Origin of the sequence: Bradyrhizobium sp. HKCCYLRH3061 (assembly GCF_051168015.1) — a bacterium.
Classification (GTDB): domain Bacteria; phylum Pseudomonadota; class Alphaproteobacteria; order Rhizobiales; family Xanthobacteraceae; genus Bradyrhizobium.
Genome location: NZ_JBNPUE010000005.1, coordinates 276,321 through 301,045 on the forward strand (window position 1 = coordinate 276,321; position 24,725 = coordinate 301,045).

The following is a 24,725-nucleotide window of genomic DNA, read 5'->3' on the forward strand; positions in this document are numbered from 1 at the left end:
GAGCCTGCCCTCAGGCTCGCCGGAGGCGAGACCCAGGGGCTCCTCGCAATGACGGTGGCGGGGCCACGTAGCCCGGATGGGCGGAGCGATATCCGGGTCCATCGCGAAAGCTCGTGTGACCCCGGATATCGCTGCGCTCATCCGGGCTACGGCTTCCACACCTTCTCCTCGCTGAAGCCGAGCTCGGCGAAGTCCTTCGCCCGCAAGGCCGCATCGTCCGCTGGGAAGAACTCATCCAGCTGAGGCGGCTTCACCGACGTGCTCGACAGCATGGCATGCGCCTGGCCGCGGTGATGGATGTCGTGCTGGAACAGATGCAGCAGCAGCCGGTCGCAGCGCTCGTTCTGCACCCGGCTCTCGCGGTTGATGCGGACGGTGTCGTCGAGCCGGGCCGGCGTCAGCGCCTCGCAGAATGCGATCAGCCGGCGGTCCATTGCGCCCTGCGCCTTGACGAGATCGGAGAGACGCGGGAACGGCACCTGGTTCTGCCACGCCATCGGGCCGAGCCAGCCGCCTTCCAGCGCGTCGACGTAGAACAGGTCGATGATGTAGATGTGGTTCAGCGTCTTCTGCAGGCTCGGGAAGAAGCCGGTGCGCTCGGCGGCGAACGCCTCGGCGCTGAGCTGGCCGCAGGAGGTCAGCAGCCGGTGATTGGCCCAGGCGTTGTTATAGGCGAAGGCGCGAAACGTCTGAACGAGATCGGCGGGCATTGGGACAGGGCACCCCGTGATGGCTCGCTTCACATCATACGGAACTGATGACGCCATTCACCACCGATTTCCGCAGCCGTCCGTGCACCATCCCCATGCGCATTTGCGGAACTCTGCCACAATTGGTCGCGGTGCATCGCTGCGCCTCCCGTGCAACAAGTTGAGATGCCGCACGACACACCCCTCATCGCGACCATCGTCGCCGGCCTTGGACTGGCCTTCGTCTTCGGAGCGCTCGCGCAGCGGTTCCGGTTCCCGCCGCTGGTCGGCTACCTCCTCGCCGGCGTTGCCGTCGGCCCGTTCACACCCGGCTTCGTCGCCGACCAGGCGCTGGCGACCGAGCTCGCCGAGCTCGGCATCATTCTCCTGATGTTCGGCGTCGGCCTGCATTTCTCGCTCAAGGACCTGATGTCGGTGCGCGCCATCGCCGTGCCCGGCGCGATCGTGCAGATCACGGTGGCGACCCTGATGGGCATGGCCTTGAGCTGGGCGATGGGCTGGTCGATCGGCGGGGGCCTCGTGTTCGGTCTCGCGCTCTCGGTCGCCAGCACCGTGGTGCTGCTGCGCGCGATGCAGGAGCGCCGGCTGATGGACACCGAGCGCGGCCGCATCGCGGTCGGCTGGCTCATCGTCGAGGATCTCGCGATGGTGCTGGCGCTGGTGCTGATCCCGGCCTTTGCCAGCCTGCAGAACGGCAATGGCGACATCGCCGCCGCCGACCCGCTCGCCGCCCGCTTCGGCCTCGGGCTGACCGGCGTGCTGCTGCTGACCTTCGTCAAGATCGGCGTGTTCATGGCGGTGATGCTGCTGGTCGGCCGCCGCCTGATCCCGTGGATCCTGCACTACATCGCCCACACCGGCTCGCGCGAGCTGTTCCGCCTGGCGGTGCTCGCAATCGCGCTCGGCGTCGCCTTCGGCTCGACAAAGCTGTTCGGCGTGTCGCTGGCGCTCGGCGCCTTCTTCGCCGGCATGATGCTCGGCGAGTCCCCGCTGAGCCAGCGCGCCGCGCAGGAATCGCTGCCGCTGCGCGATGCCTTCGCGGTACTGTTCTTCGTCTCCGCCGGCATGCTGTTCGATCCGGGAAGCGTGATCCGCGAGCCCTGGCCGCTGCTCGCGACCTTGTTCATCATCCTGTTCGGCAAGTCGGTTGCCGCGTTCCTGATCGTGATCGCTTTCCGCCGTCCGGCCTCGACCGCGCTGACGATCTCCGCGAGCCTTGCGCAGATCGGCGAATTCTCCTTCATCCTCGCCGAGATCGGCGGCGCCTCGAATCTCTTGCCGAAAGCCGGGCGCGACCTGATCCTGGCCGGCGCCATCATCTCGATCATGCTCAATCCGCTGATGTTCGCCGCGCTCGATTGGCTGATGCCGCGGCTGGAGCGCCGCCGGGCCGATGCCTCGACGCCTTCAGCAACACCGCCGGCCGAGATCCCGGTGACGCAACTGACCGAGCACACGATCATCGTCGGCTATGGCCGCGTCGGACGCCTCGTCGGCGAGGCGCTGCAGCAGCGCGGGCATCCGTTCCTTGCGGTGGAAACGTCGGAGGACATCCTGAAGCAGCTGAAGAGCGCGGGTGTCGAGACCATCACCGGAAACGCCGCGCGCAGCAACGTGCTGCGGGCGACGAATCTGGCCGGCGCGCATGCGTTCGTCATTGCCATTCCCGAGGCGTTCGAGGCCGGACAGATCGTCGAGCAGGCCCGCGCCGCCAATCCGGCGCTGCACATCGTGGCGCGCGCCCATTCCGATGCCGAGGTCGAGCATCTCAGATCCCTCGGCGCCGACATGGTCATCATGGGCGAGCGCGAGATCGCGCGCGGCATGATCGAGGAGCTGGACACGCGGCCGCCTGATCCAGCGCCCGAGCTGGCGCCGCAGCGAGCGGCGGAGAGCGTGCAGGTCCAGGCGTAGCCCGGGCGCAGGCTTGTCACTACGGATTCAAGGGCTGCAGCTTTGTTTTGTGCCCATCTCCCTCAGCGTCGTCATGGCCGGGCTTGTCCCGGCCATCCACGTCGCTCGGCGTGCCGAGAACGACGTGGATGCCCGGGACGGAGCCCGGGCATGACGACGTGGAACCGTTTCGCAACAAACTCAGATTGGTGGAATGACGGTGACCGTGGCTGCGCCGAGCGGCGAATTTCTCGTGCGCGTTCAAGCTGATTTGGCGTGTCCAGTCCCTGAGCGAAAAATATAGTTGTTTCGCTTTTCCAGAAAGTATGGTTCACTCCCGCCATCCTGCTTCGCCACGAGGGGCGCTTCGCGATCGTCACGAACGTTGAGGCAGGGATGCGGTGGCCGCGACGTGTCGCAGCGCAGCTTGGCTCGCGTGGACGAACGGCAGGTTGCGGACGTGAAGTCGCGTGGTCCCGGCATCCCGACGCTGATGCCAAGCCTGCGGGTGATGATGAGCCCAAGGGCGACGGTGGCCAAAAGCCGGTGCACCGAGGAGAGCGCGAAATAAGCGTGAAGACCATCGCGCAGGGAGGGCCGGGTTGATCCGGCTGAACCTGTGGTTCTCTCCCCGTGCTTTCTTTCGCACGGGGGCCACGGGTGCCAGTCGGCACCCGGCCTTCCCTGCGCCCTCTTTTTCAAGAGAGGGCCACATCGATCAGCAGAGCTCGGACAAATCCTGTCGCGAGGCCGGTGATGCTTGCCCGCCTGTTGAAAGCGAACCTTGGCTCACTCCGGCATCATCTCGCCGGAGCCGCCGAACTCGGCCGGAAAATCCTTCAGCTTCGGCAGGCCGTCCTTGATGGGCAGCACGCTCTCCGCGTAGTTCACGTGGACGCCGGGCGTGAACTTCAAGGTCGGAATGGTCGCGGCATAGACGTCGATCATGCCGAGCGGCGGATGGTCGGTCATCAGATGACCGCCGCACTTGGTGCAGTACTTGCGGTGGCTCATGTCGGTCTTGTGATAGGTGCCGATCGCCTCCGCGCCCTTGGTGACGCGCACGTTCGAAGGCTTCCACAAGGTGAAGGCGTTGACGGGGCCGGCCGACCAGGAGCGGCAGGACGAGCAGTGGCAATAACCCATCGCCTCCGGCTCGCCATCGGCCTCGAGCTCGACCGTGCCGCAGAAGCATTTGCCCTGATACAGCGTCATGACAGCGTTCTCCCTCAATCGTCTTTTTGGATGTTGGACTGCCATGCTGACACAGCTGCCCGGCGAAAGGGAATCGCAGAATGCAGGTGTTGGCACGGAACATCTGGTGCGATGCAACGGCGGGCGTCCGGCAGTGATCCGCGCGGCGGAATGTTGCGACGGCGCAATCCCACGCATGGCCCCATACGCGCGCGCCCGCTTGCCCCGGAACCGGGTGTGCCGTTAGCTCTGTCCATAACGACGAACGAGGGAGCTGACGCCGCGATGGGACCGCTTGCCGGCATCAAGGTCATCGACATGACCACCGTGCTGATGGGGCCGTATGCCGCCCAGACGCTCGGCGACTACGGCGCCGACGTGATCAAGGTGGAATCACCCGACGGCGACGTCACCCGCAAGATCGGCCCCTGGCGTCATCCCGGCATGGGGCCGGTGACCCTCAACACCAACCGCGGCAAGCGCGTGATCTGCCTCGACCTCAAGAAGCCGGCGGGACGGGAAGCCGTGCTGCGCATGGTCAAGGATGCCGACGTCCTGCTCTACAACATCCGTCCGCAGGCGATGGCACGGCTGAACCTCGGCTACGAGGTGGTCGCCGCGCTGAATCCACGGCTGGTCTATGCCGGCGTGTTCGGCTTCGGCCAGAACGGACCTTATGCGGCCAAGCCGGCCTATGACGACCTGATCCAGGGCGGGGCGGCGCTGTCTCACCTGATGGCCGTCGCCGGCGACGGCACGCCGCGCTATGTGCCGAATGCCCTGGTCGACCGCATCGTCGGCCTGACGGCGGTCGGCGCAATCTGCGCCAGCCTTGTGCATCGCGACCGCACCGGCCGCGGCCAGCGCCTGGACGTGCCGATGTTCGAGACCATGTCGGCCTTCATCATGGGCGATCACATGGGCGGTCTCACCTATGAGCCGCCGCTGGACCGCGGCGGCTACGCCCGGCATCTGTCGCAGGACCGCCGGCCCTACAAGGCCGCCGACGGCCACATCTGCGTGATCGTCTACAACGACAAGCAATGGGACGCGTTCTTCGAAGCATCCGGCCGCACCGACCTCCGCGCCGATGACCGCTTCAACAGCTTTGCCCGTCGCGCCGCCAACATCGACATCGTCTATGCCGAGCTCGCGCGCATCTTCGAGACGCGCACCACGGCGGACTGGACGGCGCTGCTGGACAAGGCGGACATCCCGGTCATGCCGATGCACGATCTCGAAAGCCTGCTGCACGATCCGCATCTCGTCGCGACCGATTTCTTTCCCGTTGTGGAGCATCCGACCGAAGGCCCGATCCGCAGCACGCGCGTATCCGCAACGTGGTCCGAGACCAAGGCCGAGCCGCAGCATCTGGCGGGGCGGCCGAACGAGCATGGTCACGAGATCCTGCGCGAGCTCGGATTCTCGAACGACGAGATCGCCGCGATGATCCGCGACGGCGCGACGATGCCGTCACCCGCCAAGGAGTGATCCGATGGATTTCGCGCTCTCGGCCAACCAGGAATCGATCCGCGATGCGGTCGCGAAAATCTGCGCGCGCTTCGACGACGCCTATTGGCTGAAGAAGGACAAAGAGGGCGGCTTCCCCGCTGACTTCCACAAGGCGCTGGCCGAGGCCGGCTGGCTCGGCATCTGCATTCCCGAGGAGTATGGCGGCTCCGGCCTCGGCATCCTCGATGCCGCGATCATGATGCGGACCATCGCGGAATCGGGCGCCGGCATGTCCGGTGCGTCGGCGATCCACATGAACGTGTTCGGGCTCAATCCGGTCGTCGTGTTCGGGACCAAGGAGCAGTGCGCGCGGATGCTGCCGGGCATCGTCGACGGCCGCGAGAAGGCCTGTTTCGCGGTGACGGAGCCGAACACCGGTCTCAACACCACGCAGCTCAAGACCCGCGCCGTGCGCAAGGGCGACCGCTACGTCGTCAACGGCCAGAAGGTGTGGATCTCGACCGCGCAGGTCGCCGAGAAGATCCTCTTGCTGGCGCGCACCACGCCGCTCGAGGAGGTGCAGCGCCCGACCCATGGGCTCAGCCTATTCTACACCGATTTCGACCGCAGCCGCATCAAGGTGCACGAGATCGAGAAGATGGGCCGCAAGCCGGTCGATTCCAACGAACTGTTCTTCGAGGATTTCGAGATCCCGGCCGAGGACCGCCTGGGCGAGGAGGGGCGCGGCTTCGACTACATCCTGCACGGCATGAACCCCGAGCGCATCCTGATCGCCGCGGAGGCCGTCGGCCTCGGTCAGCTCGCGCTGTCCCGCGCCTCGGCCTATGCGAAGGCGCGCAACGTATTCAATCGGCCGATCGGCCAGAACCAGGGTATCCAGCATCCCCTGGCGAAGAACTGGATGGAGCTGGAGGCGGCCTGGCTGATGGTGCTGCAGGCCGGCTGGCAATACGACCAGGGCATGGCGTGCGGCCCGGCGGCGAACGCCGCGAAATATCTCGCCGCAGAGGCGGGCTTCCATGCCTGCGAGCAGGCTGTGATGACTCACGGCGGCTTCGGCTACGCGCGCGAGTACCACGTCGAAAGATACCTGCGCGAATCCTTGATCCCGCGCATCGCCCCGATCAGCCCGCAACTGATCTTGTCGTTTATCGCCGAAAAGGTGCTCGGCCTGCCGAAGTCGTATTGAGATGAATTGCGCTGAGATGGCGAACGCAGGCGTGATGGACGCACAATGCCAGCATTCCCTCCCCCCTTGTGGGGGAGGGGCAGGGAGGGGGGTACCCCACAAAGACTCGTTGTGTGGCTACCCCCACCCCCAACCCCTCCCCGCAAGGGGGAGGGGAGCGCAGTTGTCCTCGGAGCATCGTCCTCGATCAAAAATGGACTCTGTAGTTCAGACCTCGTCATTCCGGGGCGCGACGAAGTCGCGAACCCGGAATCTCGAGCTTGTCGTGCACGATCGTCTCTCATTTCGAGATTCCGGGTTCATCGCTGCGCGATGCCCCGGAATGACGGGGGAGCGAGTGGCACGATGACCTACATCACCGGCACCGGCCTCACCTCGTTCGGCCGTCACGACGGCCGCTCCTCGCTCGACCTGATGAGCCTGGCCGCGCAGCTTGCGCTCGACGATGCCGGGCTGACACGGCGTGACATCGACGGCATCCTGTGCGGCTATTCCACGGTGTCGCCGCACATCATGCTTGCCACCGTGTTCGCCGAGCATTTCGGCATCACGCCCTCCTATGCCCACGCCGTGCAGGTCGGCGGCGCCACCGGCCTCGCGATGGTGATGCTGGCGCATCATCTGGTCGAAGCCGGCGTCGTCAGACACATGCTCGTCGTCGCCGGCGAGAACCGCCTGACCGGGCAGAGCCGCGACGCCTCGATCCAGGCGCTGGCGCAAGTCGGCCATCCCGACTATGAGTTGCCGCTCGGGCCGACGATCCCTGCCTATTACGGCCTCGTCGCCTCGCGCTACATGCACGAATACGGCGTCACCGAACAGGATCTCGCGGAGTTCGCCGTCCTGATGCGGACGCACGCGCTGGATCATCCCGGTGCGCAATTTCACGAGTCCATCACGGTGGCCGACGTCATGGCATCGAAGCCGGTCGCGCGGCCGCTGAAGCTGCTCGACTGTTGTCCGGTCTCCGACGGCGGCGCCGCCATCATCATCAGCCGCGAGCCGACCGGAGCGACGGCGGTGCGCGTGCGCGGCTGCGCCCAGGCGCACACGCATCAGCACATCACGGCGGCGCCGGCCCTGAGCGCGCTCGGCGCCGAGATTGCGATCGCGAAGGCGAAGGCAGCAGCGGGTGTGGACATCAAGGACGTCGACTACGCCGCCGTCTATGACAGCTTCACCATCACGCTCTGCATGCTGCTCGAGGATCTTGGCCTGGCCGGCCGCGGCGAGGCGGCGGCGCGGGTCAGGGCCGGTCATTTCGGCCGCGACGGCGCCGTGCCGCTCAACACCCATGGCGGCCTCTTGAGCTACGGCCATTGCGGCGTCGGCGGCGCCATGGCGCATCTGAGCGAAGCGCATCTGCAGATGACGGGGCGCGCCGGACCTCGCCAGGTACGCGAAGCAGAGCTGGCGCTGCTGCACGGCGATGGCGGCGTGCTGTCGTCGCATGTCAGCATGTTCTGGGAGCGTGTGCGATGAGCGAATCGGCGGACTGGACCAGGGGTGTTGCAGCGATTCGCTTTCAGCGCTGCGCGTGCTGCGCCCACCTGCAGTATTTCCGCCGCGACTTCTGCGCGGCCTGCGGCTCGCTTGCGCTGACCGACCACGCGGCGACGGGTGAAGGCACCATCTATGCGGCATCACTCGTGTGCCGCGCGGCGACGCCGGAGACGCGCGCGCACGTGCCCTACAACATCGTGCTGGTGGATATGCGCGAGGGCTTTCGCATCATGGCCCATGGCGACCACGAACTTGCGATCGGTGATCCCGTCACGGCCCGCTTCGTCACCTTCGCAGGCGGCATCGTGCCTTACTTCGGGAAAGCCAAATGATGATGGAAAACAGGGCGACGTCGGGGGAGAGGCCGACCGCGGGCGGCCGAGGCGGGACGATACGCATCACAAATTCGTCCCGACCCGGATCGCCGCGCGATTGACGCAATACTGTTACGCTACGCTCACTAACTCAAACGCAACTCAACTCGGTCGTTCGCGTGAGCAATCAAGCTCACAACCCTACCTACGGGCGATGAAGAAACTGCGACGCAGAACCTCCAGACAGCCCTTCATCGCCCGTAGAACAGGACGCTGGCGATGACGATCATGGACGTCACCGCCAGCATATGCGCGAGTGCCTCCGACGTTGCCCTCTTAGTGGCTTCCTTCATGCCGTTTCCTCCCTGGACACTGGACACGACTCTCCGTGGCGCAAATACACACGCTACGTCGGCTGGAATTTTACTCGGAACACCCCACTTCGATGTCCGCTTTGCGAGTCCCCACTCGGCGTTCATCGACGGTTCAGAACATCGTCGGGTAATGCGGCGCGAATTGGGCTCGCTTATGGTTGTCCTGCGACCGAGTCCCGGTAACGTTTGGGCGAGCCCGTACAAATACGAGTGATGAAAGATGTCGACCGGAAGCTACTAACTGCTGTGAATTACAACCTTGAGTATTTGTTCGCTTCGGCCGCGTGCGACACGTCGATGACGAAGGCCGATGCAGCGAAATCAGTCTGCCGCGAGCAGGTTGAGCCGCGCATTGGCGATTGTCAGACGCTCGGCCAGCAGTTGCGCGAGATTGCGCATGATGCGCTCGCCGGCTTTTGGATGTCGCACGCGGAAACGTTCGAAATCCACCAGCGAGATCTCGAAGGCGGTGGCGGAGAAATCAGCGACGACGTCGGCGGAGCGCACGGGCTCAAGCAACGCCATCTCGCCGAAGCATTGCCCTGCCGTCAGCGTCGCCAACCGGATGCCGTCGGGCAGGGTGACGTGGACGACGCCGGAGCGCAGGAAGAACAGCGAGGCCGCCGCATCGCCGGCCGCCAGGATGCGTTCGCCCTGCTGATAGTGCCGGATGGTTGCCAGCGCCGCGAGCTCGTGGCGCTCGTCTTCGGTGATCCCCGCAAGCAGCGGCTGCTCGGCGAGCTCGGTGGTTTCGAGGAAGTCGATCGCCCCGCCATAGCGATAGACGATCTGGTCCTCGGCCCATTCGATCGCGGTGTCGAGCAGGTAGAAGTCGCGCACGTTCTTGATGTCGCCGGTGCGGGCCGCGATCTCCTGCCATTCCGGCGAGCTGCGGCGGATGCCCGACAGCACGACGGTGACGTGAAAGTCGGCCAGCTCGTGAAACAGCTCGGAGAGCAGGCGCAGGCCGGCTTGCGTCATCGCGGTGACGCGATGGAGGTCGACGATGACGAATTGCGGTCGCGTGCCCGCCGCAAGCTGGCGCGAGACGTAGTCGACGTTGGAGAGGGACAGCGTGCCGACCAGCTCAAGCACGCGCACCGCGTCGGGATGTGCGGCGAGGATGGTGCGCTCCTGGGCGCGGCGGCTGCGCCGCGACGGGCTGGCGCCGATGTCGTAGTCGGCGATGATCGTGGTGCGCGCATCGTCGGAGCGGTTGAGCATGTGCAGGCCGTAATGGGCCGACAGCGCCTCGCAGACCTTGATGCCGCGCACGCTGTTGCCGTGGCCGTCGAGCCGGGGCGAATAGCTGCCGAGCCCGAGCCGCGCCGGCAGGCTCGCCAGGATGCCGCCGCCGACGCCGCTCTTGGCGGGAATGCCGACGCGGTAGATCCACTCGCCGGCGAAGTCATACATGCCCGAGGAGGTCATTACCGACAGCGTGCGCGACACCGCATAGGGCGTCACCACCTGCTCGCCGGTGACCGGATTGACGCCGCGATTGGCGAGCGTCGCCGCCATGATCGCGCAGTCGCGCGCGGTGACGAGCACGGCGCATTGTCGGAAGTAGACCGCGAGCACCTCGTCGACAGGCTCCCTGATGACCTCCGACGTCCGCAGCAGATAGGCGATCGCGCGGTTGCGATCGCCGGTGGCGGCTTCCGATGCGAACACCGCGTCGTCGACATCGAGCTCGCGGCCTGCGAAGCGGCCGAGCGCGTCGCGGATGGTATCGAAGGCGTCGTCGTGCCGTGCCTTGCGGATCAGGCCGCTGCAGGCGATCGCGCCGGCATTGACCATCGGATTGAACGGATGGTTCTGCGCATTGAGCCGGATCGAATTGAAGGGATCGCCCGACGGCTCGACCCCGATCACGCGCTCGACCTCGTCGGAGCCGAGCGTATCGAGCGCGAGCGCAAACACGAACGGCTTCGACATCGACTGGATCGTGAACGGCACACGGCTGTCGCCGACCTCGTAGATGTGGCCGTCGAGCGTGGCGAGGCTGATGCCGAAATGCGACGGGTCGGCCTTGCCGAGCTCGGGGATGTAGTTCGCGACGGCGCCGTCATGATCGGGCCAGAAGTCGGCATGGCATGCGGACAGGAAGCGCTGCAGCGGCGGCATGGCGGCCGTCGCCCAATGCTGAGGATTTCTGATCGGCGTCGGGTGGGTGGTCATCGGAAGCTCGGCGGGAACAAGGTCTCGCGCCGGTTATGTCGCAGCCGCGAGGGCGCAGCCAGCCCACACTTGTTGCAAGGCTGGTCAAATGTTGCCGCTGCCCACCGTTTGAGCGGGCTCGCGGGCGTGATGACCGCCCGGTGTTGCCATGCGCAGGAGCGGATGCCGATCGAAAGCCAGCGCTCCGGTACCGCCATTTGGAACCGGCGATGATCGTTACTCCCGCATCCCGCTGCCGATTGTGCGAGGGCGTCGAGTCTTGTGCCAACACGCTGAAGAACGGTGGCTTTTAGAGACGGTCTACTGTTGTGACGGCAAAATGGCTGGGCTAGCTTGTTCGATAAGCGGAATATCATTCCGCATGACGGAATTGGTGGGAAACGGATGGGACGACGGTCTGAGCGATTGAGCAGGGGCAGCATGCTGCCCGGAGATCTCGCCGGCGAGGGCGAGGTCATTCAGGTGGTGTCGCGGGCGTTCGACGTGCTTCGCTGTTTCGAAGGGCACGAGGCGCGGCTCGGCAATCTCGAAATCTCCAACCGCTGCGGCCTGCCGCGGTCGACGGTGTCGCGGCTCACGCACACGCTGACTCGCATGGGCCAGCTGGTCTACCTGCCGCGCGATCAGAAATACCGCATCGGCCCGAGCGCGGTGGCGATGAGCACGTCGATGACCAGGGGATTGCAATTGCGCAATCTGATCCGGCAGCGGCTGCAGGACGTCGCCGAGCAGTTGCCCGGCACGGTGGGCTTCGTAATTCCCGACCGCTTCCACCTCGTCTATCTCGAGTTCGGCCGCGCCGCCAACGCGCTCGGCCTGCATGAGACCACCGGCAGCCGCATCTCGATGGCCTCGACCGCGGCCGGGCATGCCTATGTCGCCGCGCTCGAGCCGGAGGTCGGCGACGCCCTGCTGGCCGAGATGGAGCGCGAGATGCCGGACGCGGCCAAGCTGCTGCGGCCACGCCTCGAGCACAACAGGCAGTTTCTCAAGGAGCACGGCTACGTCGTGGCCTGCGGCCTGTGGAGCGCTCACATCAACGGCGTCGCGCTGCCGCTGTGGTCGCCGCAATACCAGACCTATGTCGTGCTCACGATCGGGCTGTTGTCGGCGATGTACGACGAGCAGCGGCTGCACGACGAGGTCGCCCAGCCGATGCGCGAGCTGGGCCGCAGCATCGCGGCGCTATTGCAGGGCGCCGAAGCCGACGTCTTCAACAACCGGATGGACAGAAAACCGCTCCAGGTGAACGCGAAGACCAACCATAAGAACAAGACCATCACCGGGGCAGGGGGAACGAATGAGTTGGCAGCCGGAGCTCGAGGAACTGGCCCGGCGCGAAGCCTTCGCGCGGGAGATGGGCGGGCCTGACAAGGTCAAGCGTCAGCACGACCAGGGCCGCCTCACCGTTCGCGAGCGCATCGACGGGGTCGTCGATCCCGGCAGCTTTCACGAGATCGGCGCGGTCGCCGGCCTCGGCGAGTATGACGAGCAGGGCGAGCTCAAGCACGTCACGCCTGCGAATTGCGTGTTCGGGCGCGCGCGCGTCGACGGCCGCACCGTGGTCGTGGTCGGTGACGATTTCACCGTGCGCGGCGGCTCGGCCGATGCGTCGATCGCCGCCAAGCCGCTGATGGCGGAGGAGATGGCGCACGACTTCCGTCTGCCGATCATCCGCATCATCGAAGGCTCCGGCGGCGGCGGCTCGGTCAAGACCATCGAGACCAAGGGCGCGGCGAACCTGCCTGGCGGCATCGGCGGCAATCGCTGGTACCGCTACACGACCGAGAACATGTCGCTGGTCCCGGTGGTCGCGCTCGGCCTCGGCTCGGTTGCCGGCCTGGGCGCAGCGCGACTCGCGGCGAGCCACTACTCCGTCATGACCAGGCAGTCGGCGATGTTCGTCGCCGGTCCGCCGGTGGTGAAGCGGCTGGGCCAGGACCTTGGCAAGATGGAGCTCGGCGGCGCCGACATCCAGACCAAGGCGGGCGGCGTCGACCACGCGGTCGACACTGAGGCGGAAGCGTTCGCCTGCGCGCGCCGCTTCCTGTCCTATTTGCCGTCGTCGGTCCATGAGCTGCCGCCGACCTTGCCCTGCACCGACGATCCGCAGCGCACGGACGATCAGTTGATCAGCGCCGTGCCGCGGGATCGCCGCCGCGTCTACAAGATGCGCCCGATCATCGAGTCCGTCGTCGACAACGGCTCGTTCTTCGAGGTGTCACAGAATTACGGCCGCCCGCTCATCGTCGGCCTCGCCCGGCTCGAAGGCCGTGCGGTGATGGTGCTGGCGAGCGATCCTTATCACTACGGCGGCTCATGGACCGCTGACGCCTGCCAGAAGGTGATCCGCTGGGTCGACTTCGCCGAGACCTTCCATCTGCCGATCGTCTACCTGATGGACTGCCCGGGCTTCATGGTCGGTTTGGAGGCGGAGAAGGCGGCGACCATCCGCCACGGCGTGCGCGCGATGGCCGCGGTCAACCAGTCGACGGTGCCGTGGTGCACGGTGATCGTGCGCAACAACTTCGGCGTCGCCGGCGTCGTGCATCAGCCGGCCGATCGCTTCTCGATCCGCTATGCCTGGCCGTCGGCCCATTGGGGCTCGCTGCCGCTCGAGGGTGGCATCGAGGCGGCCTATCGCGCCGAGATCGATGCCGCGCCTGATCCGAAGGCGAAGCTGAAGGAGATCGAGGAGCGGCTGACCAAGCTGCGCTCGCCGTTCCGCTCCGCCGAGAAGTTCTGGGTCGAGGAGATCATCGATCCCCGCAAGACGCGCGCGCTGCTGTGCGAGTTCGCGCGTCTCGCCGAGCCGCTGCGCACGCCGGGGCCGCCGACGGCGATGACGACGCGGCCGTGAGCTCACGCCGCGGCAGGCTTGGCCTGCCGCGCGATCGCGAGCGCGAGCAGGGCTGCGACGATGCAGAGCGCGCCGGCGGTGAAGAATGCCGGAAGATAGCTCTGCAACAGCGTGCGCGACAGGCCCGCGCCGAATGCGGCGGTGCCGGCGCCGAGCTGATGTCCGGCGAACACCCAGCCGAACACCAGGTTGGCCCGCTCGGGCCCGAACCGCTGCGCCGTCAGCCGCACCGTCGGCGGCACGGTGGCGATCCAGTCGAGGCCGTAGAACATCGCGAACAGCGACAGGCCATAGAACGAGAAGTCGGTGAACGGCAGGAACAGCAGCGAGAGCCCCCGCAGGCCGTAGTACCAGAACAGCAGCCAGCGATTGTCGTAGCGGTCGGACAGCCAGCCCGACACGATCGTGCCGACGAAGTCGAACATGCCCATCGCGGCGAGCAGACTGGCGGCCTGGACCTGCGGGATGCCGAAGTCGAGGCACATCGGGATCAGATGCACCTGGACGAGGCCGTTGGTCGAGGCGCCGCAGATGAAGAAGGTCGCAAACAGCATCCAGAACACCGGCGCGCGCGCCGCGTCGCGGAGGGTGCCGAGCGCAGCCGTCAGGATCGGCGTCGTGACGGGCGCGGGCGTTGCGATCGGCTCGGTGCCCTTGTCGCCGTACGGGCGCAGGCCAAGGTCGCTCGGCCGGTCGCGCATCAAGAGCAGCACGGCGGTCGCGGACACGCCGAGCGCGATGCAGACGAGCGCAAGCGCGACGCGCCAGCCGAGCCGCTCGGTGAGGCTGGCGAGCAGCGGCAGGAACACCAGCTGTCCGGTGGCGACGCTGGCGGTGAGAACCCCGACCACGAGGCCGCGACGCGCGACGAACCAGCGCGTGGCGATGGTCGCGCCCAGCACCAAGGCGGTCATGCCAGTGCCGATGCCGATCACGACGCCCCACAGCAGCACGAGGTGCCAGACCTGGCTCATCGCCAACGACGAAAGCAGCGCAGTGACCACGATCAGTTGGGCCAGCAACGTGATGTTGCGCAGGCCATAGCGGTTGAGCAAGGCGGCGGCGAACGGGGCCATCAGCCCGAACAGCACGAAGCGGATGGAGAGTGCCGAGGAGATCTCGGCGGTGCTCCAGCCGAACTCCTGCTGGAGAGGCACGATGAACACGCCCGGCGCCCCCACCGTGCCGGCCGACACCAGGGCCGTAAAGAATGTTACGGCCACCATGACCCAGCCATAGTGGATGTTGCGCCGTGCGAGTGCTGCCGCGAGCCGGTTCGAGATCATGTGCTTCTCAGTCCGATGAGGATTGCGCCCATTTTGCCAGGACGCGTCGACGACATAAATGGCTAAGTTCCCTCGATTCAGGACATCACGGTCGCTCGAGCGCGATCGCCGTCGCCTCGCCGCCGCCGATGCATAGCGCGGCGACACCGCGCTTCAGTCCACGGGCCTGCATCGCATGCACCAGCGTCACGATCAGCCGCGCGCCGGTGGCGCCGATCGGATGGCCCAGTGCGCAGGCGCCGCCGTTGACGTTCAGCCGGTCGCGCGCAATGCCGAGGTCGCGCTGCGCGGCCATGGCGACGACCGCAAACGCCTCGTTGATCTCGAACAGGTCGACATCCTCGACCTGCCAACCGACCTTGTCGAGCAGCTTCCGGATCGCCGGGATCGGCGCCGTCGTGAACCATTGCGGCTCCTGGCTGTGCGTGGCGTGGCCCTTGATCTCCGCGAGGACAGGCAGCCCGTCGCGGTCGGCACGCGATCGCGTGGCGAGCACGAGTGCCGCAGCACCATCCGCATTCGCGGAGGACGCCGCGGGCGTAATCGTGCCATCCTTGCGGAACGCCGGCTTCAGTGCCGGGATCTTCGCCGGATCGACCTTCAGCGGATGCTCGTCATTGACGACCAGGCGGGGGCCGGATTTCTCGACGATCGTGATCGGGGCGATCTCGGCCTTGAATGCCCCGCCTTCGACCGCCTTGCGCGCACGCGTCAGCGTCTCGATGGCGTAGGCATCCTGGTCGGCGCGGGTGAACTGATAGGCCTCGGCCGTGGCCTCGCCGAAATCGCCCATCGAGCGTCCGGTCTCATAGGCGTCCTCCAGGCCATCCAGCATCATGTGATCGAGGATCCGGTCGTGGCCGGCACGATAGCCGCCGCGCGCCTTGGTCAGCAGATACGGCGCGTTGCTCATGCTTTCCATGCCGCCCGACACGACGATCTCGGCGGAGCCCGCCCGAATGATGTCGTGCGCCAGCATCGTCGCCTTCATGCCGGAGCCGCAGACCTTGTTGATCGTGGTGGCGCCGATGGCGTCCGGCAGGCCGGAGCCGCGCGCGGCCTGCCGTGCCGGAGCCTGGCCCTGGCCGGCCGACAGCACGTTACCCATGAACACCTCCTCGACCGCATCGGGCGGGACGGTGGCGCGTTCGAGCGCCGATCCGATCACGTGCGCGCCGAGCTTGTTCGCCGTCAGCGGCGACAATTCGCCCATGAAACGGCCCAACGGCGTGCGGGCGGCGGACAGGATCACGACGGAATCGGACGAGGCCATGACAGGCTCCCTGAGAAAATATGATAACCATCATATAATGGCGTCTCGCAAAAAGAAACCCCGGCGATCCCTGCTGAACCATCGTGAAGCTGGCGCAAGGCTGCCGGGCTCTGCGAGCCAAGACTTGGTGGAAATTGCTATCGCTTGCGGTCGATGAAATGTTGCATCAGCCGTTTCGGCTCGTCGGTCAGGAACGACCGGCCAAACGCGCCGATGGATATCTCGACCGACTCCTTCAGCGGCAGCTCCTCCCATTGCCGCAACAGGGCCTTCTGAGTCCGCAGCGCTTCGGGGCCGCAGGCGAGCAGGGATGCCACGGCCTTCTCGACCGCGATGTCGAGTTCTCCCTCGGCGGCGACGGCATCGACGAGGCCCCAGGCGAGCGCGGTCGGCGCGTCGATCGTCTCGGCGGTCATCAGCAGCCAGCGCGTGCGGCCCCAGCCGATGAGACGTGGCAACAGCGCGGCATGAATGACCGACGGGATGCCGACACGCACCTCGGGCATGCCGAACTTGGCATCATGCCCCGCGACGCGGATATCGCAGGCTGCTGCGACCTCCAATCCGCCACCCAGGCACCACCCCGGCATCCGCGCAATCACGGGGACAGGAAAATGTCGCACCGCTTCGCAGAGCCCGGCAAGTCGCGAGATGAAGGTTTCCGCTGACGCCTGGTCGAGTCTCGCCATCTCCTTGATGTCGGCGCCGCCGATCATGCTCTTCCCGCTTTCGCCGGCCAAAACGAGAACGCGAATGCCGGCCTCGGAAGCGATCGATTGCAGGCCGGCTTCCACGTCGAGAATCGCCGCCGAACCGAGAATGTTGAGCGGGCCGGCATTGCAGATCGTCAGCCGGACCACGCCGCGGCCGTCACGACTCACGCCGCAGTGGGAATTGAGCATGTCCATGGTCGTCCTCGTCGGGTTCCTGGGCAACAGGGAGTGTGCCGGGAATAAATCAGGCCAGCGAAGTTGATTTAGATCAACTCGAATTCATCAAATAGCTGCAGCGAGCAGGACGCAGAACTGTTATAGTATGACCGCAGACATTCAATGGGACGGCAATGCGCTACTCTCCGGAACACAAGGCGGAAACCCACGCGCGGATCGTGCGCAAGGCATCGGTGCGGCTGCGCGAGCGCGGCGCTCACGGCGTCGGGGTTGCCGACCTGATGAAGGAGGCCGGACTGACGCACGGCGGCTTCTACGCGCATTTCGATTCGCGCGAGGCGCTGGTGGTGGAGGCGTTCGGTTATGCGATCGACCGTTCGATGGAGCATTGGCGCAAGCTGCTGGACCAGTTGCCGCCGCACAAGCGGCTTGCGGCGATCGTCGATGGCTATCTGTCCGCGGGGCACCGTGACGATGTCGGGCACGGCTGTGCCGTTCCTGCGCTCGGGGCGGAAATCGCCCGCGAGGGCGCCAAGACCCGCAAGGCCTTTGCCGCGAAGCTGGAAGAGCTGATCGACCTGTTCGCCGAGTACATCGTCGACGTGCCGGCCAGGACGGCGCGAAAGCGGGCTTCGGCGATGCTGGCGACGCTGACGGGGACGCTCGTGATGGCGCGACTCATGGGCAGCGGCGAATTGTCCGACGACATCCTGAGCTCTGGCCGCGAGGTGGCGCTGGCCGTCGCCAGCGGCGGCGGACCGGCGGCGAAGTCCCCCGCGCGGGCGCCCGCGAACAGGCCTGCGAAGAAGACGGCAGCCGCGAAGCGCTGATCCGTCGCGCGGCTCGCATGCTGGAGGCGGCGCGCTGCACGCCGCAGGGTCTGCCGTGATCGTGCCGGCCGAGCGAGGGGGCTGCATTTTCGCAGCGCCGATCAGCGCCTAGACCCTTCCCAAACGCCGCAAAGACTGCAAGATGCCGGCCAAATCGACACTGCTTACCCCTGCGGAGGATACCCCATGCGTTTGATCGGTCATTTCATTGGCGGCAAAGAGGTCAAGGGCACGTCTGGACGGACGGCCGACGTCTTCGAGCCCATGACCGGTGACGTTCAGGCCAAGGTCGCGTTGGCATCCCGCGCCGAGCTCCGCGCCGCGGTCGAGAACGCCAAGGCCGCGCAGCCGGCCTGGGCCGCCACCAATCCGCAGCGCCGCGCGCGCGTGATGATGAAGTTTCTGGAACTCGCCCAGCGCGACTACGATCAGCTCGCCGAGCTGCTGGCGCGTGAGCACGGCAAGACCGTGCCCGATGCCAAGGGCGACATCCAGCGCGGCCTCGAAGTCGTCGAGTTCGCCTGCGGCATTCCGCATTTGATGAAGGGCGAGTACACGGAAGGCGCGGGCCCGGGCATCGACATCTATTCGATGCGCCAGCCGCTCGGTGTCGTTGCCGGCATCACGCCGTTCAATTTCCCGGCGATGATTCCGATGTGGAAGTTCGCCCCTGCCATCGCCTGCGGCAATGCCTTCATCCTGAAGCCCTCGGAGCGCGATCCGGGCGTGCCGATGAAGCTCGCCGAGCTGATGATCGAGGCCGGTCTGCCGCCGGGCATCCTCAACGTCGTCAACGGCGACAAGGAGGCGGTCGACGCCATCCTCGAGGATCCGGACATCATGGCGATCGGCTTCGTCGGCTCGTCGCCGATCGCGCAATACATCTATGAGCGCGCCGCCGCCCACGGCAAGCGCTGCCAGTGCTTCGGCGGCGCCAAGAACCACGCCATCATCATGCCCGACGCCGATCTCGACCAGGCGGTCGACGCGCTGATCGGCGCCGGCTACGGTTCGGCCGGCGAGCGCTGCATGGCGGTGTCGGTCGCGGTGCCCGTCGGCAAGACCACCGCCGATCGGCTGATGGATAAGCTGATCCCGCGCGTCGAAAGCCTCAAGATCGGCACATCCGTCGATCCGTCGGCCGATTTCGGCCCGCTGGTGACCCGCGAGGCGGTCGAGCGCGTCAAGAACTATGTCGAGATCGGCGTCAAGGAGGGCGCGACGCTCGCCGTCGACGGTCGCGGCTTCAAGATGCAGGGCTACGAGAACGGCTTCTACATGGGCGGCTGCCTGTTCGACAACGTCACCAAGGACATGCGGATCTACAAGGAAGAGATCTTCGGACCCGTGCTGTCGGTCGTGCGCGCCAAGGACTATGCCGAGGCGCTGGCGCTGCCGTCCGAGCATGATTACGGCAACGGCGTTGCGATCTTCACCCGGGACGGCGACGCGGCCCGCGACTTCGCGGCCAAGGTCAATGTCGGCATGGTCGGCATCAATGTGCCGATCCCGGTGCCGATCGCCTATTACACCTTCGGCGGCTGGAAGAAGTCCGGCTTCGGCGATCTCAACCAGCACGGCCCGGATTCGATCCGCTTCTACACCAAGACCAAGACGGTGACCTCGCGCTGGCCGTCCGGCGTCAAGGAAGGCGCGGAGTTCTCGATCCCGCTGATGAAGTGAGTTGAGGGTCCTTGATGGACTCTCGCCGTCGTCATTGCGAGGAGCGAAGCGACGAAGCAATCCAGACTGCCTCCGCGGGAAGATTCTGGATTGCTTCCGCCTCCGCCCAGAGGCTTCGGCGGACAAGTCGCTACGCTCGCAATGACGGAGTTCGGAGCAGCGCCAAAGCCAAACAACAAATCTAAGGAAACGCGGAGAACGAATGCAGTTCGCTCTCAATGAGGATCAAATCGCGGTGCGCGACATGGCGCGCGCCTTCGCCGCGGAGAAGATCGCCCCGCATGCGCTGCGCTGGGACGAGGAGAAGCATTTTCCGGTGGATGTGATGCGCGAGGCCGCAAGCCTTGGCATGGGCGGCATCTACATTCGCGACGATGTCGGCGGCTCCGGCCTGAGCCGGCTCGACGCTGCGCTCATCTTCGAGGCGCTGGCGACGGGCTGCCCCACGGTCTCGGCCTTCATCTCGATCCACAACATGGCCTCGTGGATGATCGACACATTCGGCACCGAGGCGCAGCGCCAAGCTTACCTGCCGAAGCTCTGCGCCATGGACCTGATCGCGAGCTATTGCCTGACCGAGCCGGGCGCAGGCTCCGACGCGGCGGCGCTGCGCACGCGCGCGGTGCGCGACGGCGACGACTATGTGCTCAACGGGCAGAAGCAGTTCATCTCCGGCGCGGGCGCGACCGACATCCTGGTCGCTATGGTGCGCACCGGAGCAGACGGTCCCGGCGGCATCTCGACGCTGGTGATCGACGCCAATACCCCCGGCGTGTCGTTCGGTGCCAATGAACGCAAGATGGGCTGGAATGCGCAGCCGACCCGCGCCGTGATCTTCGAGAATGCGCGCGTGCCGGTCGCCAACCGGCTGGGCGAGGAGGGCATCGGCTTCAAGATCGCGATGGCCGGGCTCGACGGCGGCCGCCTCAACATTGCCGCGTGCTCGCTCGGTGGTGCGCAGGCGGCGCTCGACAAGACGTTGGCCTATACGAAAGAGCGCAAGGCGTTCGGCAAGCGGCTCGACGAATTCCAGGCGCTGCAGTTTCGCATCGCCGACATGGCGATCGAGCTGGAGGCGGCGCGCACCTTCGTCTGGCGTGCGGCGGCCGCGCTCGACCGCAAGGATGCTGACGCGACCATGCTGTGCGCAATGGCCAAGCGCTTCGGTACCGATGTCGGCTTCGAGGTCGCCAACCAGGCGCTGCAGCTGCATGGCGGCTACGGCTATTTGAGCGAATACGGCATCGAGAAGATCGTGCGTGACCTGCGCGTACACCAGATCCTCGAAGGCACCAATGAGATCATGCGGCTGATCGTGTCGCGCAAGCTGATCGAGGCCGCGCGATGAGCGAGGTCCTCGAAGGCGACCTGATCGTCCGCCGCGAGGGCTCGGCCGGCATCATCCGGCTGAACCGGCCGAAGGCGATCAATGCGATGACGCTGGAGATGTCGATGGGCATCGACGCCGCGCTGGATCAGTTCGAGGTCGATCCGGCCGTCGCGGTTGTCGTGCTGGAAGGCGCGGGCGAGCGGGGACTTTGCGCGGGCGGCGACATTCGCGGGCTCTATGAAAGCTCGAAGGTGAATGGCGACCTTGGCAAGGTGTTCTGGCGTCAGGAATACATCATGAACGCGCGCATCGCGGCGTTCCCAAAACCCTATGTCGCCTACATGGATGGGCTCGTGATGGGTGGTGGCGTCGGCCTGTCGGCGCATGGCCGCCACCGCATCGTGACCGAGAAAACCAAGCTTGCGATGCCCGAGGTCGGCCTCGGCTTCTTTCCCGACGTCGGCGGCACCTGGCTGTTGTCGCGCGCGCCGGGCGAACTCGGCGCCTATTTCGGCCTGACCGGGCAGACCATGAACGGGCCCGATGCGATCCATGCGCGCTTTGCCGATGCCGTCGTGCCGACTTCGAGCTGGCCGGCGCTGCGCGAGGTTCTGACCAAGGTCCGGCCGGGCACGCTCTCGATCGAGATCGATCGGCTGATCGCGGGCTTCGCAACGGACGAGACGGCCGGGCCGGTGGCTGCGCAGCAGGCCAAGATCGACGCCTGGTTTGCCCAGGACAGCATGCACGACATCTTCGCGGCGCTGGACGCGGATGGATCGGAGCTGGCGCTGGCGACGCAGAAGACGCTCAAGGAGAAGTCGCCGCGCGGCATGGTCGTGACGCTCAAGCTGCTGCGGCTGGCGCGCGGAGCGGCGTCGCTGGAGGAATGCCTGGTGCGCGAGTATCGTGCGGCGCTGGAAGTGTTCCGCAGCGACGACTTTCGCGAAGGCGTCCGCGCCGCGATCATCGACAAGGACCGCAATCCCAAATGGTCGCCGCCGGATGTCGATCAGGTGACGCCGGAGATGCTGGCGCGCTATCTCGCTGAGATCGGCGCCGACGAGCTGGCCTTTCCGCAAACGAGATAACAATCAGGTCGAGGGGAGAGAACGAACCATGGCAACGATCGCATTCATCGGCCTCGGCAACATGGGCGGCCCGATGGCCGCCAACCTGGTCAAGGCCGGCCACAAGGTGGTGGCATTCGATCTGGTCGAAGCCTCGCGCGCGCAGGCCAAGGCCGATGGCGCCGAGATCGCCGACAGCGCCGTCGCGGCGGCCAAAGGGGCCGACGCCGTCGTCACCATGCTACCGGCCGGCAAGCATGTGCTGGCGGTCTGGAACGAGGTCGTGCCGGCGATGTCCAAGGGCGCTGTCATCATCGACTCCTCGACCATCGACGTCGAGAGCGCGCGCGCCGCGCATGCGCTGGCCGCCAAGCACGGCATCGCCGCCGTCGAAGCACCGGTGTCGGGCGGTACCGGCGGCGCCAAGGCCGCGACGCTCACCTTCATGTGCGGCGGCGAGGAGGGCGCGTTCGCCGCGGCCCAGCCGATCCTGGAGAAGATGGGCAAGAAGATCGTCCATTGCGGCGGCGCCGGCGCCGGTCAGGCGGCCAAGATCTGCAACAACATGATCCTGGGCATTTCGATGATCGCGGTCAGCGAGGCTTTTGCGCTAGGCGAAAAGCTCGGCCTGTCGCATCAGGCGCTGTTCGACGTCGCCTCGACCTCGTCGGGCCAGTGCTGGTCGCTGACGTCCTATTGCCCGGTGCCGGGCCCGGTGCCGGCCTCGCCCGCCAACAACGACTACAAGCCGGGCTTCGCGACCGCGCTGATGCTGAAGGATCTCACGCTGTCGCAGGACGCCGCCAAGGCCGCCGGCGCGGCGACGCCGCTCGGGCAGCACGCGCAGGAGATCTACAAGGCGTTCGAGGCCGCCGGCCATGGTGGCGTCGATTTCTCCGGGATCATTCAGCACGTCCGCAAGCTCGCCGGGACCACCTGATGACGACATTCAAGGACGCACGCGCGTTTCTGCTGGCGCATCGCACCGACTACGATGCCGCGGTGCAGGGTTTTCGCTGGCCCGATCCGGCGCCCTTCAACTGGGCGCTCGACTGGTTCGATGCCGAGCTTGCATCCGATCCGGAGAGCCGCGACCGCACGGCGTTATGGATCTTCGATGCCGCGCAGGACCGCCAGACCAAGCTGTCCTTTGCCGCGCTGTCGCGCCGCTCCAACCAGGTTGCGCATTTCCTGCGCGCGCAGGGGCTGAAACGCGGCGACCATCTGCTGCTGCTGCTCGGCAACGTCGTGCCGCTGTGGGAGACCATGCTGGCGGCGATGAAGCTCGGCGTCGTCGTGATCCCCGCGACCACACTGCTGACCACCGACGAGTTGCGTGATCGCCTGGAGCGCGGCCGCGCGAAAGCCGTCGTCGCCGCGCAGGATCAGGTGGCGAAGTTCGCCGATCTCGGCGCAGATGATCTCGTCCGCATCGTCGTCGGCGCGCCGGCGGCACCTGCCGGCTGGCTGCCGTTCGAGCAGGCGGCTGATACGGCCGAGGCGTTCACTCCGGATGGGCCGACGCAGCCGGATGATCCGATGCTGCTCTATTTCACCTCGGGCACCACGGCCAAGCCGAAGCTGGTGCGGCACAGCCATCGCAGCTACCCGGTCGGCCATCTCTCCACGATGTACTGGCTCGGCCTGCAGCCGGGCGACGTGCATCTCAACATCTCCTCCCCGGGCTGGGCCAAGCATGCCTGGAGCTGCTTCTTCTCGCCGTGGAATGCCGGCGCGACAGTGTTCGTCGTCAACCAGCCGCGCTTCGACGCCAAGGGGCTGCTCGCGATCATCAAACGTTGCGGCGTCACCACGCTGTGCGCGCCGCCGACGGTGTGGCGGCTGTTCATCCAGGAGCATCTCGCCGACTTCAAGGTCAGCCTGCGCGAGGCCTGCGGCGCCGGCGAGCCGCTCAATCCGGAAGTCATCGATCAGGTGCGCGCCGCCTGGGGGCTGACGATCCGCGACGGCTATGGCCAGACCGAGACCGCCGCGATCGTCGGCAACTCGCCGGGCCAGAAATTGAAGATCGGCTCGATGGGCCGGCCGCTGCCGGGCTATCGCGTCGAGGTCGCCGACATCGACGGCAATCTGGCAAGCGAGGGCGAGATCACGCTGGCGCTGTCAGGCGAGCGCCCGGCCGGGCTGATGCAGGGCTATCAGGGCGACGACGGCAAGCTGTCCGGCGCCGACGGCACGCGCTATCGCACTGGCGACGTCGTGTTCCGGGACGATGAGGGCTACCTCACCTTCGTCGGCCGCTCCGACGACGTGTTCAAATCGTCCGACTACCGCATCTCGCCGTTCGAGCTGGAAAGCGTGTTGTTGGAGCACGAGGCGGTCGCCGAGGCCGCCGTGGTGCCAAGCCCTGATCCGATCAGGCTTGCGATCCCGAAAGCCTACGTGCTGTTGACCTCCGGCGCGGAGCGCTCGCGCGCGACGGCGCTGTCGATCTTCGCGCATCTGCAGGCGCGGCTCGCGCCGTTCAAGCGGATCCGTCGGCTCGAGCTGGTCAGCGAACTGCCGAAGACGATCTCCGGAAAAATCCGCCGCGTGCAGTTGCGCCGGCTGGAGCACGAGGACAACCGCACGGATCATCTGCGCGGCACAGAGTTCAAGGAAGAGGATTTCCCGGAGCTGAAGACCAGGCCGTCCGGGCACGAGGTGTAGGA

19 protein-coding genes are annotated in these 24,725 nt (G+C 66.3%); 13 read left to right on the forward strand and 6 right to left on the reverse strand.

The features are described 5' to 3' along the window. Positions 1-146 precede the first annotated feature (146 nt). Positions 147-710: a DinB family protein gene (locus ACQR2C_RS12005; protein ID WP_434846577.1), complete on the reverse strand. Its 564-nt coding sequence runs from the start codon at positions 708-710 to the stop codon at positions 147-149. 165 nt (positions 711-875) lie between these two features. On the opposite strand from ACQR2C_RS12005, the gene ybaL reads away from it, so the two are divergent. Further along, complete coding sequence (gene ybaL, locus ACQR2C_RS12010) at positions 876-2,624, forward strand: YbaL family putative K(+) efflux transporter (RefSeq protein WP_434881198.1); 1,749 nt, start codon at positions 876-878, stop codon at positions 2,622-2,624. 768 nt (positions 2,625-3,392) lie between these two features. On the opposite strand, the gene ACQR2C_RS12015 is transcribed toward ybaL, so the two are convergent. Beyond that, the gene (locus tag ACQR2C_RS12015; RefSeq protein WP_011926088.1) at positions 3,393-3,818 is read right to left on the reverse strand and encodes a GFA family protein; all 426 of its coding nucleotides are present in this window, start codon (positions 3,816-3,818) and stop codon (positions 3,393-3,395) included. 264 nt (positions 3,819-4,082) lie between these two features. Between ACQR2C_RS12015 and ACQR2C_RS12020 the strand changes: the two genes are divergently transcribed. From ACQR2C_RS12020 to ACQR2C_RS12035, 4 genes are all read left to right on the forward strand, one after another. After that, on the forward strand, positions 4,083-5,288 hold the full coding sequence (locus ACQR2C_RS12020) for a CaiB/BaiF CoA transferase family protein (protein WP_434881199.1): 1,206 nt from the start codon (positions 4,083-4,085) through the stop codon (positions 5,286-5,288). 4 nt (positions 5,289-5,292) lie between these two features. Further along, positions 5,293-6,459: an acyl-CoA dehydrogenase family protein gene (locus ACQR2C_RS12025; RefSeq protein ID WP_434881200.1), complete on the forward strand. Its 1,167-nt coding sequence runs from the start codon at positions 5,293-5,295 to the stop codon at positions 6,457-6,459. 345 nt (positions 6,460-6,804) lie between these two features. Continuing rightward, positions 6,805-7,941: a thiolase family protein gene (locus tag ACQR2C_RS12030; RefSeq protein WP_434881201.1), complete on the forward strand. Its 1,137-nt coding sequence runs from the start codon at positions 6,805-6,807 to the stop codon at positions 7,939-7,941. Further along, a complete protein-coding gene (locus tag ACQR2C_RS12035; protein ID WP_315803145.1) occupies positions 7,938-8,294 on the forward strand; it encodes a Zn-ribbon domain-containing OB-fold protein in 357 nt (118 codons plus the stop codon). Before ACQR2C_RS12030 ends, ACQR2C_RS12035 begins: the two co-directional genes overlap by 4 nt. A 677-nt stretch (positions 8,295-8,971) precedes the next feature. Here ACQR2C_RS12035 and glsA read toward each other — a convergent pair. Continuing rightward, the gene (gene glsA, locus ACQR2C_RS12040; RefSeq protein WP_434881202.1) at positions 8,972-10,831 is read right to left on the reverse strand and encodes a glutaminase A; all 1,860 of its coding nucleotides are present in this window, start codon (positions 10,829-10,831) and stop codon (positions 8,972-8,974) included. A gap of 384 nt (positions 10,832-11,215) precedes the next feature. Between glsA and ACQR2C_RS12045 the strand changes: the two genes are divergently transcribed. Both ACQR2C_RS12045 and ACQR2C_RS12050 read left to right on the forward strand, forming a co-directional pair. Beyond that, positions 11,216-12,202, forward strand: a complete 987-nt coding sequence (locus ACQR2C_RS12045) for an IclR family transcriptional regulator (protein WP_315803147.1) — start codon at positions 11,216-11,218, stop codon at positions 12,200-12,202. Next, on the forward strand, positions 12,132-13,691 hold the full coding sequence (locus tag ACQR2C_RS12050; RefSeq protein ID WP_315803148.1) for an acyl-CoA carboxylase subunit beta: 1,560 nt from the start codon (positions 12,132-12,134) through the stop codon (positions 13,689-13,691). Before ACQR2C_RS12045 ends, ACQR2C_RS12050 begins: the two co-directional genes overlap by 71 nt. Positions 13,692-13,693: 2 nt before the next feature. Here the strand turns inward: ACQR2C_RS12050 and ACQR2C_RS12055 are convergent, their stop codons facing one another. The 3 genes from ACQR2C_RS12055 to ACQR2C_RS12065 all read right to left on the reverse strand — a co-directional run bounded on the left by ACQR2C_RS12055 (position 13,694) and on the right by ACQR2C_RS12065 (position 17,158). Further along, entirely contained in the window at positions 13,694-14,977 is a 1,284-nt protein-coding gene (locus ACQR2C_RS12055; protein ID WP_315803149.1) for an MFS transporter, read from the reverse strand. A gap of 85 nt (positions 14,978-15,062) precedes the next feature. Continuing rightward, on the reverse strand, positions 15,063-16,250 hold the full coding sequence (locus ACQR2C_RS12060; protein ID WP_434881203.1) for a thiolase family protein: 1,188 nt from the start codon (positions 16,248-16,250) through the stop codon (positions 15,063-15,065). A gap of 137 nt (positions 16,251-16,387) precedes the next feature. Next, a complete protein-coding gene (locus tag ACQR2C_RS12065) occupies positions 16,388-17,158 on the reverse strand; it encodes an enoyl-CoA hydratase (RefSeq protein WP_434881204.1) in 771 nt (256 codons plus the stop codon). A 155-nt stretch (positions 17,159-17,313) separates the two neighbouring features. Here ACQR2C_RS12065 and ACQR2C_RS12070 point away from each other — a divergent pair, with 155 nt between their 5' ends. From ACQR2C_RS12070 to ACQR2C_RS12095, 6 genes are all read left to right on the forward strand, one after another. Continuing rightward, complete coding sequence (locus tag ACQR2C_RS12070; RefSeq protein WP_434881205.1) at positions 17,314-17,970, forward strand: TetR/AcrR family transcriptional regulator; 657 nt, start codon at positions 17,314-17,316, stop codon at positions 17,968-17,970. A 186-nt stretch (positions 17,971-18,156) separates the two neighbouring features. Further along, a complete protein-coding gene (locus ACQR2C_RS12075) occupies positions 18,157-19,653 on the forward strand; it encodes a CoA-acylating methylmalonate-semialdehyde dehydrogenase (RefSeq protein WP_434881206.1) in 1,497 nt (498 codons plus the stop codon). 202 nt (positions 19,654-19,855) lie between these two features. After that, positions 19,856-21,001: an isobutyryl-CoA dehydrogenase gene (locus ACQR2C_RS12080; protein ID WP_315803154.1), complete on the forward strand. Its 1,146-nt coding sequence runs from the start codon at positions 19,856-19,858 to the stop codon at positions 20,999-21,001. Continuing rightward, positions 20,998-22,074 carry an enoyl-CoA hydratase/isomerase family protein gene (locus ACQR2C_RS12085; RefSeq protein ID WP_315803155.1) on the forward strand — a complete coding sequence of 359 codons (1,077 nt, stop codon included), beginning with the start codon at positions 20,998-21,000 and terminating at the stop codon, positions 22,072-22,074. Before ACQR2C_RS12080 ends, ACQR2C_RS12085 begins: the two co-directional genes overlap by 4 nt. A gap of 28 nt (positions 22,075-22,102) precedes the next feature. Next, positions 22,103-22,993: a 3-hydroxyisobutyrate dehydrogenase gene (mmsB, locus tag ACQR2C_RS12090; RefSeq protein WP_315803156.1), complete on the forward strand. Its 891-nt coding sequence runs from the start codon at positions 22,103-22,105 to the stop codon at positions 22,991-22,993. Beyond that, positions 22,993-24,723, forward strand: a complete 1,731-nt coding sequence (locus tag ACQR2C_RS12095) for an AMP-binding protein (RefSeq protein WP_434881207.1) — start codon at positions 22,993-22,995, stop codon at positions 24,721-24,723. The genes mmsB and ACQR2C_RS12095 overlap by 1 nt, the downstream gene beginning before the upstream one ends. Positions 24,724-24,725 lie beyond the last annotated feature (2 nt).